Origin of the sequence: Aeromonas sp. INTO2, from assembly GCF_049860605.1 — a bacterium.
Classification (GTDB): domain Bacteria; phylum Pseudomonadota; class Gammaproteobacteria; order Enterobacterales; family Aeromonadaceae; genus Aeromonas; species Aeromonas caviae.
Genome location: NZ_CP187588.1, coordinates 3,866,703 through 3,882,500, shown reverse-complemented (window position 1 = coordinate 3,882,500; position 15,798 = coordinate 3,866,703). Strand labels below are relative to the sequence as shown.

The window sequence follows — 15,798 nt, the reverse complement described above, 5'->3', positions numbered from 1 at the left end:
ATTCCTTGTCGGGTAAGTTCCGACCTGCACGAATGGTGTAACCATGGCCATGCTGTCTCCACCCGAGACTCAGTGAAATCGAATTCGCCGTGAAGATGCGGTGTACCCGCGGCTAGACGGAAAGACCCCGTGAACCTTTACTACAGCTTGGCACTGAACATTGAACCTACATGTGTAGGATAGGTGGGAGGCTTTGAAGGCGTGACGCCAGTTGCGCTGGAGCCGTCCTTGAAATACCACCCTTGTATGTTTGATGTTCTAACGCAGGCCCATGAATCTGGGCCGCGGACAGTGCCTGGTGGGTAGTTTGACTGGGGCGGTCTCCTCCCAAAGAGTAACGGAGGAGCACGAAGGTTGGCTAATCCTGGTCGGACATCAGGAGGTTAGTGCAATGGCATAAGCCAGCTTAACTGCGAGACGGACAGGTCGAGCAGGTACGAAAGTAGGTCATAGTGATCCGGTGGTTCTGAATGGAAGGGCCATCGCTCAACGGATAAAAGGTACTCCGGGGATAACAGGCTGATACCGCCCAAGAGTTCATATCGACGGCGGTGTTTGGCACCTCGATGTCGGCTCATCACATCCTGGGGCTGAAGTCGGTCCCAAGGGTATGGCTGTTCGCCATTTAAAGTGGTACGCGAGCTGGGTTCAGAACGTCGTGAGACAGTTCGGTCCCTATCTGCCGTGGGCGTTGGATGATTGAAGGGAGTTGCTCCTAGTACGAGAGGACCGGAGTGAACGAACCTCTGGTGTTCGGGTTGTCACGCCAGTGGCACTGCCCGGTAGCTAAGTTCGGAATCGATAACCGCTGAAAGCATCTAAGCGGGAAGCGAGCCCTGAGATGAGTCATCCCTGACCCCTTGAGGGTCCTAAAGGGCCGTTGGAGACCACAACGTTGATAGGTGGGGTGTGTAAGCGTAGCGATACGTTGAGCTAACCCATACTAATTACCCGTGAGGCTTAACCATACAACACCCAAGAAGTGTTCAGAGACTTGTAGCAGATACCGAGAACGAATAACTAAATCAGCTTTTTCAGATTGAAGATTTTTGCCTGGCGGCAATAGCGCAGTGGAACCACCTGACCCCATGCCGAACTCAGAAGTGAAACGCTGTAGCGCCGATGGTAGTGTGGCATTCGCCATGCGAGAGTAGGACACTGCCAGGCACCCAATTAAACGGTGATGTGAAGAATCACATGACCGGCTACGAGGATGACACCTCACAAACAAGCAGCAAAAGATTTAGCGAAAGCTAACCGAATGCGGAGCGGTAGTTCAGTCGGTTAGAATACCGGCCTGTCACGCCGGGGGTCGCGGGTTCGAGTCCCGTCCGCTCCGCCACTAAATTGAAAGGCCTTCCCTATCGGGAAGGCCTTTTTGCTTTCTGGCGTCGGGATAAGAGCTCAGGAAACAAGAGGCAACCACCAGGGCTGCGATTTGCCACTGGCAACTTTGTCCCGCTCTGTTGTCCCTTGTACTTGAGTTGGACTTTGTCCGTCTCTGCGTCCGTTATGCCACTAACAAGAAGCCCAGTCGAAAGACTGGGCTTTTTTTCGTCTCCACGGTCTCCTCTTCGATCTTCGCAGCAGAAGCATTGCCTTCTTGAGCCGTGAGCTTGCTAGTAATAGACGCAGAGCCAGACGGTTGTCTCGGTCGGATGGGTCCACTCCACCCTGTGCTGAAGGTGCGCCGGGATGTTGATGTAATCCCCCGGCCCCAGATGGACGCGTTCCTGTACCCCGGTATCCGGTGTGATGAAGACCAGGATGGCCTCTCCCTGCACCAGCAATACCCATTCGTGTTCATCCTGATCGAACCACTCTCCGGTAGGGGTCTGCTGCCCCTGGGAGAGAATGCGCTCGATACGAACATTGTTGGTACTGACCAGATCCGCGAACACTTCACTGGGCAGGGGGGAGGGGATCTGGCCAAGCAGGTTGCCTGTGTGCATGGGCTTCTCTCCGGTAGATGGGAACGTGGCTAGCTAAGAGTGTAGAAGCTTGGGATGGGCCGCTCTCATGGAAAATGAGGCCTCCAACGAGCCCTTTTATGAAAAACTTCGGGGAAATGGGGGCTTATCCGCTGCAATCTCGCCAAATTCTTGCTATTTTGCGCGCCAGCAAGCAAACGATTTCCTTCACACTTTCAGGATGAACTATGGCAACGCAACAAACGACGGCCCGCGCCGGCAATGGCGGGTTTCTGGATTCCTATTTCTCCATCAGCCAGCGTGGCAGCACGGTGCGACAGGAGCTGCTGGCCGGGTTGACCACCTTCCTGGCGATGGTCTACAGCATCATCGTCGTGCCGAACATGCTGGGCGCAGCCGGTTTTGAGCAGGGCCCGGTGTTTGTGGCGACCTGTCTGATCGCCGCCTTCGGCTCCCTGCTGATGGGGCTCTGGGCCAAGCTGCCGATGGCCATCGGTTGTGCCATCTCTCTCACCGCCTTTACCGCCTTCAGCCTGGTGCTGGGTCAGGGGCTGAGCATTCCGGTCGCGCTGGGCGCCATCTTCCTGATGGGGGTGCTGTTCACCCTGATCAGCGTCACCGGCGTGCGCCAGTGGATCCTGGACAACCTTCCCTCCGGCATCGCCCACGGTACCGGCATCGGTATCGGCCTGTTCCTGCTGCTGATCGCCACCAACGGGGTCGGCATGGTGATCAAGAATGAAGGGGCTGGCCTGCCGGTGCAGCTCGGCGAGATCACTGCCTTCCCGGTCATCATGACGGTGCTGGGGCTGGCTGCCATCTTCGGTCTGGAGCGCCGCAAGGTGCCGGGCGGCATCCTGATGGTGATCATCGCCATCTCCATCCTCGGCCTCATCTTCGATCCGAAAGTGACCTGGCAGGGCTTCTTCGCCATGCCGAGCCTGAGTGGCGAGAATGGCTCCCTGGTGGGCAGCATGGATCTGCTGGGCGCCCTCAATCCGGTGGTGATTCCGACCGTGTTGGCGCTGGTGATGACCGCCGTGTTTGACGCCACCGGCACCATCCGTGCCGTGGCCGGTCAGGCTGGCCTCATCAACGAACGTGGTCACATCATCAGCGGTGGCAAGGCCCTGACTGCGGACTCCGTCAGCAGCATGGTGGCGGGCGTGGTGGGTGGTGCTCCGGCAGCCGTCTACATCGAATCCGCCGCAGGGACCGCTGCCGGCGGCAAGACAGGTCTGACCGCCACCCTGGTCGGCGTGCTCTTCCTGCTGATGATCTTCCTCTCCCCGCTGAGCTATCTGGTACCGGCCTACGCCACCGCACCGGCCCTGATGTATGTGGGCCTGCTGATGCTGGGCAACGTCACCAAGCTGGACTTCAGCGACTCGGTCGATGCCCTTTCCGGCATGCTGTGCGCCGTCTTCATCGTGCTCACCTGCAACATCGTCACCGGCATCATGCTGGGCTTCGTGGCCCTGGTGGTCGGCCGCCTGTTTGCCGCCGAGTGGAAGAAGCTCAACATCGGCACCGTCATCATCGCTGTGGCCCTGGTGATCTTCTACGCCGGTGGCTGGGCCATCTAATCCTCACGCTATCGAGAAGGGCCCTGCGGGGCCCTTTTTCATGGCTGTGAGGCGGCTAACAATTTCCCGGATCTTCCCCATCCGCTCGTTTCAGATTGAAACGTCAGGCTTCGTTTGTTGTTTCAGATCCGAACCGAAACCCCTGTCATGTTTATCCCCCTATGGCTCGCTAGACTGGCTGCATCAACCATCTGTCCACCCGTATGGTGGCAAGCCAAGGAGTGAGCCATGAAGAAGCTGATCAATGCTGTCGATGCCGTGGTCCGTGAACAACTGATGGGGATGGCTGCTGCCCACCCCGAGCTCAAGGTGCGAATCGAACCCCACTACATCACCCGCGCCGACGCCCCCGTGGCGGGCAAGGTGGCGCTGGTCTCCGGCGGCGGCAGCGGCCACGAGCCCATGCACGGTGGCCTGGTGGGCAAAGGAATGCTGGATGGTGCCTGCCCCGGCGAGATCTTCACGTCCCCGACCCCGGATCAGATGTACGAGTGCGGTCAGGCCGTCGACGGCGGCGCGGGCGTGCTGTTTCTGGTGAAGAACTACACCGGCGACGTGCTCAACTTCGAGACCGCGGTCGAGCTGCTGCACGGCGACGGGGTCAAGGTGGGCTTCGCCCTCATCGATGACGACGTGGCGGTGAAGGACAGCCTCTACACCGCTGGCCGCCGCGGGGTTGCCACGACAGTGCTGTGCGAGAAGCTGGTCGGTGCCGCCGCCGAGGCGGGCTACGATCTGGCGCGTTGTGAGGCGCTGGCCCGCCGGATCAACAACCAAAGCCGCACCATAGGCGTGGCCATGCACGCCTGCACCGTCCCTGCTGCGGGCAAGCCCTCCTTCACCCTGGCTGACAACGAGGTGGAGTTCGGCGTGGGCATTCACGGCGAACCCGGTATCGAGCGCCGTCCCTTCACCGACCTCAACGCCCTGGTGGATGACATGTTCAAGGAGCTGACCGACAACAGCCCCTATGGCCGCACTCTGCGCCACTGGGACAGAGCCACCGGCAGCTGGCAGGAAGAACACACCTTTATCGAACCGCTCAATGGGGGTGACCGGGTCATCGTCCTGGTCAACAGCCTCGGCGGCACCCCTGTCTCCGAGCTCTACGGCGTCTATGGTCGCCTCGCCACCCTGTGCGAAGAGGCGGGCATTCATCTGGTGCGCAACCTCATCGGCCCCTACTGTACCTCTCTCGACATGACCGGCATCTCCATCACCCTGCTCAAGGTGGATGACGAGCTGATGACCCTGTGGGATGCCCCCGTTCACACCCCGGCCCTGCGGCGCGGCTGCTGAGGAATATTCATGTTAAGCAAGCATCAGATCGTCAACTGGCTGCTCGATTGCGAGCACATCTTCACCGAGCAGCGTGACTACCTCACGGCGCTGGATACCGACATCGGCGACGGCGATCACGGCCTCAACATGCAGCGCGGCTTTGCCAAGGTGGCGGAGAAGCTGCCCGCGGTGGCGGACAAGGACATCGGCCAGGTGCTCAAAACCACCGGTATGACGTTGCTCTCCTCGGTCGGTGGCGCCAGCGGACCCCTCTACGGCACCTTCTTCATCCGGGCCGCGGCCAGCAGCGATGCCTGCCAGAGCCTGACCCTCGGCCAGCTCGGCAAGATGCTGAGCGACGGGGTGGAGGGGATCGTCTCCCGCGGCCGCGCCGAGCCGGGTGACAAGACCATGTGCGACGCCTGGTGGCCCGCTCTGGCCGCCCTGCAGCAGGCTGAACAACAGGGCCTGCCGCTCCCCGAGGCGCTGGACAAGGCGGTGGCTGCCGCCGCAGCCGGCACCGAGGCCACCATCCAGATGCAGGCCCGCAAGGGGCGCGCCAGCTATCTTGGTGAGCGCAGCATCGGCTATCAGGATGCGGGGGCCACCTCGACCCTGCTGCTGCTGACCGCCCTGCGTGACAGAGCGAGGTTGTGACATGATCGGCATCGTAGTGGTCTCTCACAGCGCCATGCTTGCGGCCGGTTTGAAAGCCCTGGCCGATCAGCTGGGCAGCCCGGCGAAACTGTTGCTGGCGGCCGGGGTCGATGACCCCGCCCATCCCATCGGCACCGACGCCATCGCCGTGATGAGTGCGATGGAAGAGGCGGATGACGGCAGCGGGGTGCTGGTGCTGATGGACTTGGGCAGCGCCCTCCTGAGCGCCGAGACCGCCCTCGAGCTGCTGCCCCCAGAGCTGAGCGCCCGGGTGCGGCTCAGCCCCGCGCCCCTGGTCGAGGGCACTCTGGCCGCCGTGGTGGCCGCTGGCGCAGGCCTGACGCTGGACGAGGTCGCCGCCGAGGCGCTTGGCGCCCTGGGCCCGAAGCAGGGAATGCTGCCTGCCAGTGCGGCGCAGGTCACCACGGAGGCAGCCCCCGTTGCCGACGACGGCTGGCTGCGCTGCGAGGTGGTGGTGGAGAATCCCCACGGCCTGCATGTGCGCCCCGCCGCCCGACTGGTCGCGGCACTCAAGCCCTTTGCCGCTGAACTCAGGCTGCAAAAGGGGGAGAAAGAGGCGAATCCCCGCAGCCTGAGCCGGCTCGCCATGCTCGATGTGCGCCAGGGGGACAGGCTCATCCTGCTGGCGCGAGGGGAGGATGCCGGGGCGGCGCTGAGCTGCTTCCAGCAACTGGCGCAGGATCGCTTCGGCGACTGAAACATTCCCCCATCCGGGCCCCGTCACGACGGGGCCCGCTTTTTTTGAGGGGCGTTCTGGTCAGTGGTGGTAGTCGGCGGGATCGATGTCGAGCAGTTTGAGTCGCCGCCAGAGGGTGGTGCGGCTGATCCCGAGCTGGCGCGCCATCTGGCTGACCTGGCCCTTGCTGGCACGGGCGGCCCGCAGGATCGCCTGATGCTCCAGCTCCGCCAGGGTGAGCAGCGGCTGTCCCACCACTTCGTCCGCCAGCAGGCAATGACCCTGGCGGATGGCGGCCGGGAGCGCCCGGGGCGGGATCTGTGCCTCACTGCAATGAAGCAGGGCGTACTCGATGGCGCTGCGCAGCTCCCCCAGGTTGCCGGGCCAGGGGTAGGCCAGCAGGCAGTCGAGGGCGTCAGGGGTGAACTGGCGCCCCGGCTCGCCCCCTTGCACCGCCAAGTGCTGGCGGATGAGGCCGGGCAGATCGGCGCTGCGCTCCCGCAGGCTCGGCAGCCAGAGTTCGCACCCTTGCAGCGCATAGAGCAGCTGGCGACCGAATCCCCCCTCCTGCACCCGCTGCTCCAGCGGGGCGCTGCTGGTCGCGATGATCCTCACCCTGAGGGGCAGGATGCGGGCGGAGTCGAAGCGCTGGATGCGCCCCGTCTTGAGCAGTTGCAGCAGGGCGGCCTGCATGGGGGCGGGCAGGCACTCCACCTGCTCCAGCACCAGGGTGCCACCGTGAGCCAGCTCGAACTTGCCGGCCCGCTCCTGCCCCGCCTCGTCGGACCCCATGAGTTCCAGCGCCATCCGCTCCCTCGGCCATGCCTGGCAGTTGAAGATGACCAGGGGGCCGGCGGCTCGCTCGCTGCCAAAGTGGATGGCCTCCGCCAGCTGGGCCTTGCCCACCTCCTCCTCCCCCCGCAGCAGGACGGGGCCCTGTCCCCTGGCCGCCTGGCGGGCGTGGCGCAGCAGTTTGCGCATGGCGCTCGACTCCCCCACCAGGGCGGAGAGCTCGGGAACCGTCTGGCGCAGTTGATGAATGGCGCGCAGCCGATCGGTGGGATGGAGCAGGACGATGAAGCTGACCCCGTTCGGTCCCGGCAGGGGCTTGAGGCTCACCAGGGCGTCGATGAAGGCCTCGCCCCGGGTCTCCCGCCGCTCCAGCGTCACCTCCACATGGCTCAGGGGGGTCATCTCCGCGATGGCCAGACGCAGGCGCTGGGGCAACAGCAGATGGTGATCGAGGGGCTGACCCAGGCAGACAGCCGGGTCGAGTTGCAGCCGACTGGCCGCCAGGGCGTTGAGGTAGCGCAGCCGCCCCTGGGGATCCCAGGCCAGCACGCCGTCTTCCATGCCATCCAGCAGGGCATAGAGCTCGCTCAAATGGTGCTGGGACTCCTGCATCAGGCGCTCCATCTGCAGCAGATTGGCCAGCTCGCGGCCGGCGCTGACGGTGAGCGCGAGATCCCCCGGCGCGGCCTCTTCCACCCGGCAGATCAGGGCCACGATCGCCACCTGGCGACCGGTGCTGTTGTAGACGGGGCTGGCACAACAGTGCCAGGGGTGCAGACGCTGGTTGAAGTGCTGGGGGCCGCTGACGCAGAGCGGCACCCCCTCCAGGGCCGCCAGGTTGACGGCATTGGTGCCGATGCGTCCCTCGCTGAAAAACGCGCCTGGGCCAAAACCGAGTGCCGCCAGCGCCTGCAGGGTATCGGGGTGGCCGGTCCGGGCCAGCAGGCAACCGCTCTCGTCTGTGAGCAGCAGGGCGCAGGGGCGCCCCTCCATGAACTCGTAGAGATCCTCCAGCGCCATCTCGCCGGTGGTGAGCAGGTCCCGCTTGCGCTGGCGTAGGCTCTCCAGGGTCTGCCCTCTGGCGCAGTGGGGAGGATGCCAGAGGGACGCGCTGGTCTGGTGGGCACAGCGCAGCCAGGAGGCCTGCAGGTGCTCGGGCCAGGACGAGAGGGGCTGGGGGACGGATGGCATGGTCACGGCGATATCCGGCAAAAGGGAAGAGGCCATTTAATCACCCTTGCCGCCCCGATTCAGTGACCGCTCTCAGAGTGTCGCGTCCTTGCCCCGGGTGGCAGCCTCTGCAGCAAACTGCTGCTGGAGCCATTGGCTCACCGCGCGGCACTGGGGGCTGCCTTCGCTTTCCTGATGGATCAGCATGTTCCAGTTCGGCCCGGCCACCCGGTGGGACGAGAGGGGCAGCAGCCACCCCTGTCGGCGTGCGTCGCGAGAGAGCAGCTCGCTCGCCAGTGCCACCCCGAGCCCGGCGCTGGCCGCATCCTGCAACAAGCCGGGATCGGAGAAGTTGAGCCCCTGGGTCTGCAGGTGCAGATCGTCGCCGCCCTTGAGGGTCCAGTGGTGCCAGTCCATCTCCCGCTCCCCGTGCAGGGTGGTGCGCTCCTGCGCGGGCTGTGCCAGCACGGCCGGGCTCGCCACCGGCAGCAGCCGATCCGCCAGCAGCGGCTGATGGCGGCATTCCGCCTGGGGAGCCAGCCCCCAGCGCAGCGAAATGTCGATGGTCTGCTCGGCCATGTTCGGCGTGTCGTCGCTGGTGAACAGCCAGAGATCGATGCCCGGATGCTGGCGGTGAAGGTCGGCCAGCCGGGGCAGCAGCCAGAGGCGGGCGATGGCGGTGCTGGTGTTGAGCACCAGCTGGTTCGGCTTGCGGTACTGCTCGAGGCGCTGTATTCCCACCGCCAGTTGCAGCAGCACCTGCTGGGTCGTCTCCAGCAGATCCTGGCCCGCGTCGGTCAGGGCGACGGAACGTCCCTGGCGGTGAAACAGAGGCTGGCCAAGCAGCTCCTCCAGCGAGCGGATCTGCTGACTGATGGCAGACTGGGTGAGGTGCAGCTCCTGGGCCGCCTGATGAAAGCTGCCGAGCCTGGCCGCCGCCTCGAAGCCGCGCAGCACGTTGAGAGGGGGCCAGTGTTTGAACATCATTGATTAGCTCCGCTTATCACTTTTATCGAAAATCGATCGTTTGTTACCCATCAACGGGGAGAATAGTCTATTCCCATCGTCAATAACCTTAATGGTACCTAATCAGAGAGGCTGAGATGCGCGAGCAGGGAATGAGGGCTGTGGGCTGGTTCATGCCAGCGGAGTGGTGCCGGCACGCGGCGACCTGGATGGTCTGGCCGCACAACAAGGCGCTGTGGGAAAACGGCTGGGGCGTGACCCTGCCTCAGGTTCAGCAGGACTTCGCCCGGGTGGTCAATGCCATCGCCCGCTTCGAACCGGTGAACCTGGTGGTGGATCCTGCCGCACAGGCCGAGGCTCGCGCCCTGTGCGGCGACGGGGTGCGCTTCATTCCCCTGCCAGTGGATGACAGCTGGTGCCGTGACTCCGGCCCCACCTTCATCTGCCATCCCGAGCTTGGCACCGCCGGGATCAGCTGGCGTTTCAACGCCTGGGGCGGCAAGTCGGCCCACGGTCTGGACGAGGGGCTGGCGCGGCGCGTTCTCAACAGCCTGGAGCTGGAGTGCATCGGCAGCTTCCTCGCCAACGAAGGGGGCGCCATCCATGTGGATGGGGAGGGCACCCTGATCACCACGGAGTCGGTGCTGCTCAACAGCAACCGCAACCCCGGCATGACCAAAGTGGAGATCGAACGGATCTTCAGCCGCCTGCTCGGCATCGAGAAGACTATCTGGCTGCCGGGGGATCCGGACCACGTCACCGGCGACATGACGGACGGTCATGTGGACGGGGTCTGCGCCTTCAGCCGCCCCGGCCACCTGTTGGTGGACGCCACCCTGGACGGGCACTCCACCTATGGCCGCGTGGTGCGGGAGAACCGCCGAGCCCTGGCTCTGGCCACCGATGCGAGAGGTCGCTCCTTCGAGTGCCTCGAGCTGTTCGAGGCGAGCGAGGCGGTGGACGCCGAGGCGGAGGTGTTCTGCGCCTCCTACACCAACTTCTACCTCGCCAACGGCGCCATCATCATGCCCGCCTACGGCGTAGGTGCGGACGAGGCGGCGGGGGAGGTGCTGAGGCGCGCCTTCCCGAACAGGCAGCTGGTGCCGGTGCGCATCAACCAGTTGGCCCACGGCGGGGGCGGCATTCACTGCATCACCCAGCAGCAGCCGGCCTGGCCGGTGCAGGGGTAAGCGTTTGGAGCGGCCTCGTCAGGCGTCTGCGAGGCCTCATGACGGGATCAGGGAGGAGAGATTCATGAACAAGGTCGTCGCAACCATGCAGTTTGCCTGTCAGGGGGAACGCGTGTCAGGGAGGGTATCCGGATGAGCAAGATCGTCGTCGCCACCACACAATTCGCTTGCAGCTGGGAGCTGGAGCGCAATCTGGACACAGCGGAGAGCCTGGTACGGGACGCCGCCGCCAGGGGGGCCAACCTGGTGCTGTTGCAGGAGCTGTTCGCTACCCCCTATTTCTGCATCGAGCAATACCACGGCCATCTGGCGCTGGCGGAGTCGTTCGAACAGAGCCGGGTGTTGTGCCGCTTCTCGGCCCTGGCGCGGGAGCTGGGGGTGGTGTTGCCCATCAGCTGGTTCGAGCGCGCGGGCAACGCCTGCTTCAACTCCCTGGCGATGGCGGATGCGGATGGTCGCCTGCTCGGGGTCTATCGCAAGACCCATATCCCGAACGCCATCGGCTATCAGGAGAAGGAGTATTTCAGCCCGGGGGATACGGGGTTTCGGGTCTGGGACACGGCCGCTGGCCGCATCGGGGTCGGCATCTGCTGGGATCAGTGGTTCCCGGAGGCGGCCCGCGCCATGGCGCTGCAGGGGGCCGAGCTGCTGCTCTATCCCACCGCCATCGGCTCGGAGCCGGGGGCAGAGGGGCTCGATTCGCGGGATCACTGGCAGCTGACCCAGCGCGGCCATGCCGCCGCCAACATCATGCCGGTGATCGCCGCCAACCGGGTGGGTCACGAGGTGGCGACCCGGGATCCCGCGTTGCAGATGCGCTTCTATGGCTCCTCCTTCATCACGGATCACAAGGGGGCCCTGCTGGCCGAGGCGGACAGGGATACCCCGGGCGTGCTGGTGCGGGAGCTGGATCTCGCCGCCATGGCCGAGGAGCGGCTGACCTGGGGCATCTACCGGGATCGTCGCCCCGAGATGTATGGCGCCTTGCTGAGCCTGGATGGGCAGGGCCAGCGGGGAGGGCGTCCATCATGAGCGCCTTGACCAAGATAGCCATGGGGCTGGCCCTGCTGCTGGGTCTGGGGGCCCAGGCCGCAGAAGGGGCGGGGGAGGCGACAGAGGAGAAGGTGCTGCGCCTCTACAACTGGTCCGATTATTTCGCCCCCGATACCCTGAGCGAATTCACCCGGGAGACCGGGATCCGGGTCATCTACGACGTGATGGACAGCAGCGAGACCCTGGAGGCCAAGCTGATGGCGGGTCGCAGCGGGTATGACCTCATCTTCCCGGGGGACACGGTGGCGGAGCGGCTGATGCGGGCGGGCAGCCTGCAGCCCCTCGACAAGGGCAAGCTGCAACACCTGGGGGACATAGACCCCGGCCTGGCGCGGTTGCAGCAGGCCTATCCCCATGCGAAGGAGGCGGTGGTGCCCTACACCTGGGGCACCATAGGGCTCACCTACAATGCGGACGCTATCAAGCAGCGGATGCCGGATGCCCCGGTCAGCAGCCTGGACATGCTGTTCAAGCCCGAGCTGGCGGCGAAATTTGCAGATTGCGGCATCTCGGTCATCGACTCCCCGGACGAGGTGCTGGCGGTGGTGCTGCACTATCTTGGGCGGGATCCCCGCAGCGGCAAGGCGGACGATCTGGAGGCGGCCCTGGCCCTGCTCAAGGGGATCAAGCCCTATATCCGCAAGTTCCAGTCCCAGCCGGTGACCCAGCTGGTGAACGGGGATCTCTGCCTCTCCCTGGGCTACAGCGGTGACATGACCCAGGCCAGGCGCGCCGCCGCCGAGGCGGGCAAGGGGGTCGACTTCGAATACCGATTGCCGAAGGAGGGGAGCACCATCTGGATGGACACCATGGCGATCCCGGCGGATGCCCCCCATCCTGACTATGCCTATGCCTTTATCAACTTCGTGATGCGCCCGGCCAACATGGCAGCCATCACCAACAGCACCGGCTATCCGACCGCCAGTGCCAAGGCCAAGCCCATGGTGGATGCCTCCATGACGGCCAACCCGGATATCTACCTGGACGAGGCCAGCTACCAGCGGCTCATTCCGGGCCAGGATATCGCTCAATCCCAGATGCGTGCCCGCATGCGAGCCTGGACTCGCTTCAAGAGCAGCCTCTGAACCCAGGAGTAGAACGATGTTTTCCCGACGCCACGTATTGAAACAACTGGTCGCCCTCGGCGCCATCGCCGGGTTTGGCAGCCTGCCCGGCGCCCGCTCGGCCTTCGCCGCCGGCGAACCCGGCGCCGCTGCTCGCTACCACATGCCGGAGGAGTCCTCCCCCCAGGCCCTGGTGTGGGTGGCCTTCGGGGCCACCAGCGAGATCTGGGGTCGCCACTACAAGGAGGTGCAGGCCACCATAAGGCGGCTGGTGCAGGCCATGGTGCCCTACACCCGGGTCAACGTGCTCTGCCACGAGGATGACGAGGCGCTGGCGCGCCAGTTATGCGGCGAGCGCAACACCCACTTCGTCCACGCCGAGATGGATGACATCTGGCTGCGGGATACCGGCGGCGTCTTCGTGCAGGACGAGCAGGGAGGGCTCGGGCTGGTGGACTTCAACTTCAACGGCTGGGGTGACAAGCAGGAGCACAGCCATGACGCCAGGGTCGCCGCCCTGGTGGGCCGGCAGACCGATGCCTATTACCTGCAGAGCGAGCTCATCGGTGAGGGGGGCGGCATCGAGGTGGATGGCAACGGCACCGCCATCATGACCGAGAGCAGCTGGATCAACAGCAACCGCAACCCCGGCCTCACCAAGGCGCAGGTGGAGGCGGAGCTCAAGGCCAACCTGGGGCTGCGCAAGATCATCTGGCTGCCGGGGATCAAGGGCAAGGACATCACGGATGCCCACGTGGACTTCTACGCCCGCTTCGTGCGCCCCGGGGTGGTGGTGATCAACATGGACAACGATCCCGACTCCTACGACTACAAGGTGACCCGCCAGCACCTCGCCATCCTGCAGCAGGCGACGGACGCCGACGGCAACAAGCTGGAGCTGCATCAGCTGCCGCCGCCCCTGGGCGGGCGGGACAATAAATTCAGCCGCAGCCCGGACTTTGCCGCCGGTTACATCAACTACCTGCCCATCAACGGCGCCGTCATCGCTCCCCAGTTCGGGGATGCCAGGGCCGACCGCCATTGCCGGGATCTGCTGGCCCGCCTCTATCCGGGGCGCAAGATAGTGCAGATAGACATAGACCCGGTGGCGGCCGGTGGCGGCGGCATCCACTGCATCACCCTCCATCAACCTGCCTGATCTTACGCGCAGGCCGCCTCTGGCGGTGTGACGCAGAACAAGGGGCGCCTCGGCGCCCCTTGTCCTTGCTGGCGTTCCATGGTGCCTCGCTCAGATCCCAGTCATGCCGATCTCGTCGAGCTGGACGTGAGCGGGTTGGCACAGGGTGTAGAGCACGGCCTCGGCCAGATCCTCCACCTGGAGCCAGCCGGGCTTGCGATCAGCGGCGCAAGCCGGGGGCGGCACCTGCACCAGTCCGGGACAGAGGGTGTGGACCCGGATGCCCTGGTGTTGCACCTCTTCCCGCAGTGCCCGGGCGAACCCCAGGACCGCAAACTTGGCGGCGCAGTAGACGCTGGCCCTGGCATAGCCGTGCCTGGCGGCCTGGGAGGCGATGTTGATGACGGTGCCGTGGCGGTTTGCCAGCATGTCCGGCAGGCAGGCCCGGGTCAGCAGGAAGGTGCCCTTGGCACAGGTATCCATCACCCTGTCCCACTCCGATTCCGGCAGGTCCTGCACCAGGTGGTCGCTGCCGACCCCGCTGTTGTTGATCAGCAGATCGACGGGGCCGAGCCGCTCCCGGATCCGGGCATGGCCGTCCCGCACCTGATCGCCGTCGCACACATCCAGCGCCAGTGCCATGACTCGCACTCCGTATCGCGCCTCCAGTCTGGCCGCTTCCTGCTCCAGCAGCCCCAGGCGGCGGGAAGCCAGGATCAGCTCCACCCCCTGGCTGGCCAGGGCCTCGGCGATGGCCAGTCCGATGCCGCTGGCGCCGCCGCTGATGAGGGCCCGTGTTGCTCTCAGTTCGTTCATCTTGTCTTCTCCTCCAATGGTGCAGGCATTGTGGCGGGCGCCTTCGGCAGGGAACAGGGGAGGGGAAGGAGTGATTCGAACCCTGGTTCGTGTTTTGGCGTTCCGGTTCGAACTTTGGTTCTAAAGGCCGCGACCAGCCGTTGGCTCGATTAGCCGTAAGGGGTAATCGGAGGTTCGCGTAAATCAATTCTTCCACTATAACAGCCATCCATATTTTCCTGCTGCAGATGCCGATGATTCATGGACACACCGGACAGCGGCATCTCGATCGTCCGATTACGCTTCGCTCATCGAACCTGCATGGGACGGCAATAAACAAAAGAGCCGCCCTGGGGCGGCTCTTTGCATCGGGGATGAATGAATCGTCACGGCGCCTTGGGCGGCTCCACCAGAGCGCTCGCCGGTTGGTCATCTTCCTTGATCCAGGCATCCAGCAGGGTGTAGCCCACCGCCAGCACCACGGGGCCGATGAAGAGACCGATGATCCCCATGGCCAGCAGGCCGCCGATGACCCCCACCAGAATGAGGATGAGGGGCAGGTCGGCCCCGCGTTTGATGAGGAAGGGGCGCAGGAAGTTGTCCATGGTGCCCGCCAGCAGGGACCAGACCAGCAGGAAGGTGCCCCAGGTGGTGTCCCCGCTCCAGTAGAGGTAGCCGACGCTGGCCAACAGTACCGGGAAGGGGCCTATCTGGGCGACGATCAGCAGGAACATCAGCACCACCAGCACCATGACATAGGGAATGCCGGCGATGAGCAGGCCCAGGCCCGCCACCGAGGATTGTACCAGGGCGGTCACCACCACCCCCATGGCGACGGCGCGGATGGCCTGGGAGGCGAGCACCACCGCATTGTCACCGCGCTGGCCCGCCAGACGGTGGGCGAAGCGGCGAATGCCTTCTGCCGCCTTCTCTCCCGAGTGGTAGAGCAGGCCGCAGATGGCCACGGTCAGCAGGAAGTGGACGAACAGCAGGCCGAGGTTTCCCGCCTGGGCCGCCAGCCAGCGGGCGGTCTGGCCGAAGTAGGGGGCCAGCTTGGTGAACAGCACCTGGCCGCCGCTCGCGAGGATCTGCTGCCAGAACTCATAGAGCTTGTCGCCCACCAGGGGCACTTGCTGCAACCAGAGCAGCTCGGGGGGCGGGGATTGGCTGAGCTCGGTGCCCAGCTCGATGAGCATGGGGGCCTTCTCCGCCACGTTGGCCAGCGTCATGAAGAGGGGAATGACGAAGATGAGCAGCAAGATGCTGGTCATCAGCAAGGCCGCCAGGGTGCGCTTGCCCCACAGCAGGCGCTGGGCCATCTGCATCAGGGGCCAGGTGGCGATGGTGATCATGGTCGACCACACCAGGGCGGGCAGGAAGGGGCGCAAGACCATGAAGCACGAGATGATGAGCAGGCTGAGGAACAGCAAGCCCAGGGTGATCTTGGCCAAATCCACTTTTTTCATATTCATGGCATT

The 15,798-nt window shown here is 64.5% G+C and carries 13 protein-coding genes, 1 tRNA gene and 2 rRNA genes (1 of these 16 cut by a window edge); 11 read left to right on the top strand and 5 right to left on the bottom strand.

All coding sequences use genetic code 11. The features are described 5' to 3' along the window. The 3 genes from ACPW74_RS18385 to ACPW74_RS18375 all read left to right on the top strand — a co-directional run. Nucleotides 1–968: ribosomal RNA gene (locus tag ACPW74_RS18385) — 23S ribosomal RNA — on the top strand; it begins 1,921 nt to the left of the window's first position. Between the two features lie 84 nt (nt 969–1,052). Beyond that, nucleotides 1,053–1,167: ribosomal RNA gene (gene rrf, locus ACPW74_RS18380) — 5S ribosomal RNA — on the top strand. 98 nt (nt 1,168–1,265) lie between these two features. Continuing rightward, nucleotides 1,266–1,342, top strand: a tRNA-Asp gene (locus tag ACPW74_RS18375). Nucleotides 1,343–1,619: 277 nt separating this feature from the next. Here the strand turns inward: ACPW74_RS18375 and ACPW74_RS18370 are convergent. Further along, a complete protein-coding gene (locus ACPW74_RS18370; RefSeq protein WP_010675945.1) occupies nt 1,620–1,952 on the bottom strand; it encodes a cupin domain-containing protein in 333 nt (110 codons plus the stop codon). A 206-nt stretch (nt 1,953–2,158) separates the two neighbouring features. Here ACPW74_RS18370 and ACPW74_RS18365 point away from each other — a divergent pair, with 206 nt between their 5' ends. From ACPW74_RS18365 to dhaM, 4 genes are all read left to right on the top strand, one after another. Next, the gene (locus ACPW74_RS18365) at nt 2,159–3,517 is read left to right on the top strand and encodes an NCS2 family permease (protein WP_425858425.1); all 1,359 of its coding nucleotides are present in this window, start codon (nt 2,159–2,161) and stop codon (nt 3,515–3,517) included. 228 nt (nt 3,518–3,745) lie between these two features. Further along, nucleotides 3,746–4,816, top strand: coding sequence for a dihydroxyacetone kinase subunit DhaK (dhaK, locus tag ACPW74_RS18360; RefSeq protein WP_202040670.1), 1,071 nt, complete (start codon nt 3,746–3,748; stop codon nt 4,814–4,816). 9 nt (nt 4,817–4,825) lie between these two features. Next, a complete protein-coding gene (gene dhaL / locus ACPW74_RS18355) occupies nt 4,826–5,455 on the top strand; it encodes a dihydroxyacetone kinase subunit DhaL (RefSeq protein ID WP_279982080.1) in 630 nt (209 codons plus the stop codon). 1 nt (nt 5,456) lies between these two features. Then, nucleotides 5,457–6,173 (top strand): dihydroxyacetone kinase phosphoryl donor subunit DhaM, encoded by a 717-nt coding sequence (gene dhaM / locus ACPW74_RS18350; RefSeq protein WP_128272464.1) that lies wholly within the window; start codon nt 5,457–5,459, stop codon nt 6,171–6,173. Between the two features lie 60 nt (nt 6,174–6,233). Here dhaM and dhaR read toward each other — a convergent pair whose 3' ends face one another. Beyond that, nucleotides 6,234–8,135: a dihydroxyacetone kinase operon transcriptional regulator DhaR gene (gene dhaR / locus ACPW74_RS18345; RefSeq protein ID WP_279982311.1), complete on the bottom strand. Its 1,902-nt coding sequence runs from the start codon at nt 8,133–8,135 to the stop codon at nt 6,234–6,236. 72 nt (nt 8,136–8,207) lie between these two features. Beyond that, a complete protein-coding gene (locus ACPW74_RS18340; protein WP_160838603.1) occupies nt 8,208–9,101 on the bottom strand; it encodes a LysR family transcriptional regulator in 894 nt (297 codons plus the stop codon). A 116-nt stretch (nt 9,102–9,217) separates the two neighbouring features. Here ACPW74_RS18340 and ACPW74_RS18335 point away from each other — a divergent pair, with 116 nt between their 5' ends. The 4 genes from ACPW74_RS18335 to ACPW74_RS18320 all read left to right on the top strand — a co-directional run bounded on the left by ACPW74_RS18335 (nt 9,218) and on the right by ACPW74_RS18320 (nt 13,546). Then, nucleotides 9,218–10,270 (top strand): agmatine deiminase family protein, encoded by a 1,053-nt coding sequence (locus ACPW74_RS18335; RefSeq protein WP_139736820.1) that lies wholly within the window; start codon nt 9,218–9,220, stop codon nt 10,268–10,270. 132 nt (nt 10,271–10,402) lie between these two features. After that, the gene (gene aguB, locus ACPW74_RS18330; protein WP_279982077.1) at nt 10,403–11,302 is read left to right on the top strand and encodes an N-carbamoylputrescine amidase; all 900 of its coding nucleotides are present in this window, start codon (nt 10,403–10,405) and stop codon (nt 11,300–11,302) included. After that, the gene (locus ACPW74_RS18325; RefSeq protein ID WP_279982075.1) at nt 11,299–12,408 is read left to right on the top strand and encodes an extracellular solute-binding protein; all 1,110 of its coding nucleotides are present in this window, start codon (nt 11,299–11,301) and stop codon (nt 12,406–12,408) included. Before aguB ends, ACPW74_RS18325 begins: the two co-directional genes overlap by 4 nt. A 16-nt stretch (nt 12,409–12,424) precedes the next feature. Then, nucleotides 12,425–13,546, top strand: a complete 1,122-nt coding sequence (locus ACPW74_RS18320) for an agmatine deiminase family protein (RefSeq protein WP_279982073.1) — start codon at nt 12,425–12,427, stop codon at nt 13,544–13,546. Nucleotides 13,547–13,636: 90 nt separating this feature from the next. Here the strand turns inward: ACPW74_RS18320 and ACPW74_RS18315 are convergent, their stop codons facing one another. Both ACPW74_RS18315 and ydiK read right to left on the bottom strand, forming a co-directional pair. Further along, entirely contained in the window at nt 13,637–14,341 is a 705-nt protein-coding gene (locus ACPW74_RS18315; protein WP_279982071.1) for an SDR family oxidoreductase, read from the bottom strand. A 365-nt stretch (nt 14,342–14,706) separates the two neighbouring features. Next, the gene (gene ydiK, locus ACPW74_RS18310) at nt 14,707–15,792 is read right to left on the bottom strand and encodes an AI-2E family transporter YdiK (protein ID WP_029314855.1); all 1,086 of its coding nucleotides are present in this window, start codon (nt 15,790–15,792) and stop codon (nt 14,707–14,709) included. Nucleotides 15,793–15,798 lie beyond the last annotated feature (6 nt).

Coding starts and splice junctions, on each gene's coding strand:
- dhaK (WP_202040670.1), top strand. CDS start 3,746: ATGAAGAAGCTGATCAATGCTGTCGATGCCGTGGTCCGTGAACAACTG.
- ACPW74_RS18370 (WP_010675945.1), bottom strand. CDS start 1,952: ATGCACACAGGCAACCTGCTTGGCCAGATCCCCTCCCCCCTGCCCAGT.
- ACPW74_RS18325 (WP_279982075.1), top strand. CDS start 11,299: ATGAGCGCCTTGACCAAGATAGCCATGGGGCTGGCCCTGCTGCTGGGT.
- ACPW74_RS18340 (WP_160838603.1), bottom strand. CDS start 9,101: ATGATGTTCAAACACTGGCCCCCTCTCAACGTGCTGCGCGGCTTCGAG.
- aguB (WP_279982077.1), top strand. CDS start 10,403: ATGAGCAAGATCGTCGTCGCCACCACACAATTCGCTTGCAGCTGGGAG.
- ACPW74_RS18365 (WP_425858425.1), top strand. CDS start 2,159: ATGGCAACGCAACAAACGACGGCCCGCGCCGGCAATGGCGGGTTTCTG.
- dhaR (WP_279982311.1), bottom strand. CDS start 8,135: ATGCCATCCGTCCCCCAGCCCCTCTCGTCCTGGCCCGAGCACCTGCAG.
- ACPW74_RS18320 (WP_279982073.1), top strand. CDS start 12,425: ATGTTTTCCCGACGCCACGTATTGAAACAACTGGTCGCCCTCGGCGCC.
- ACPW74_RS18335 (WP_139736820.1), top strand. CDS start 9,218: ATGCGCGAGCAGGGAATGAGGGCTGTGGGCTGGTTCATGCCAGCGGAG.
- ydiK (WP_029314855.1), bottom strand. CDS start 15,792: ATGAATATGAAAAAAGTGGATTTGGCCAAGATCACCCTGGGCTTGCTG.
- ACPW74_RS18315 (WP_279982071.1), bottom strand. CDS start 14,341: ATGAACGAACTGAGAGCAACACGGGCCCTCATCAGCGGCGGCGCCAGC.
- dhaL (WP_279982080.1), top strand. CDS start 4,826: ATGTTAAGCAAGCATCAGATCGTCAACTGGCTGCTCGATTGCGAGCAC.
- dhaM (WP_128272464.1), top strand. CDS start 5,457: ATGATCGGCATCGTAGTGGTCTCTCACAGCGCCATGCTTGCGGCCGGT.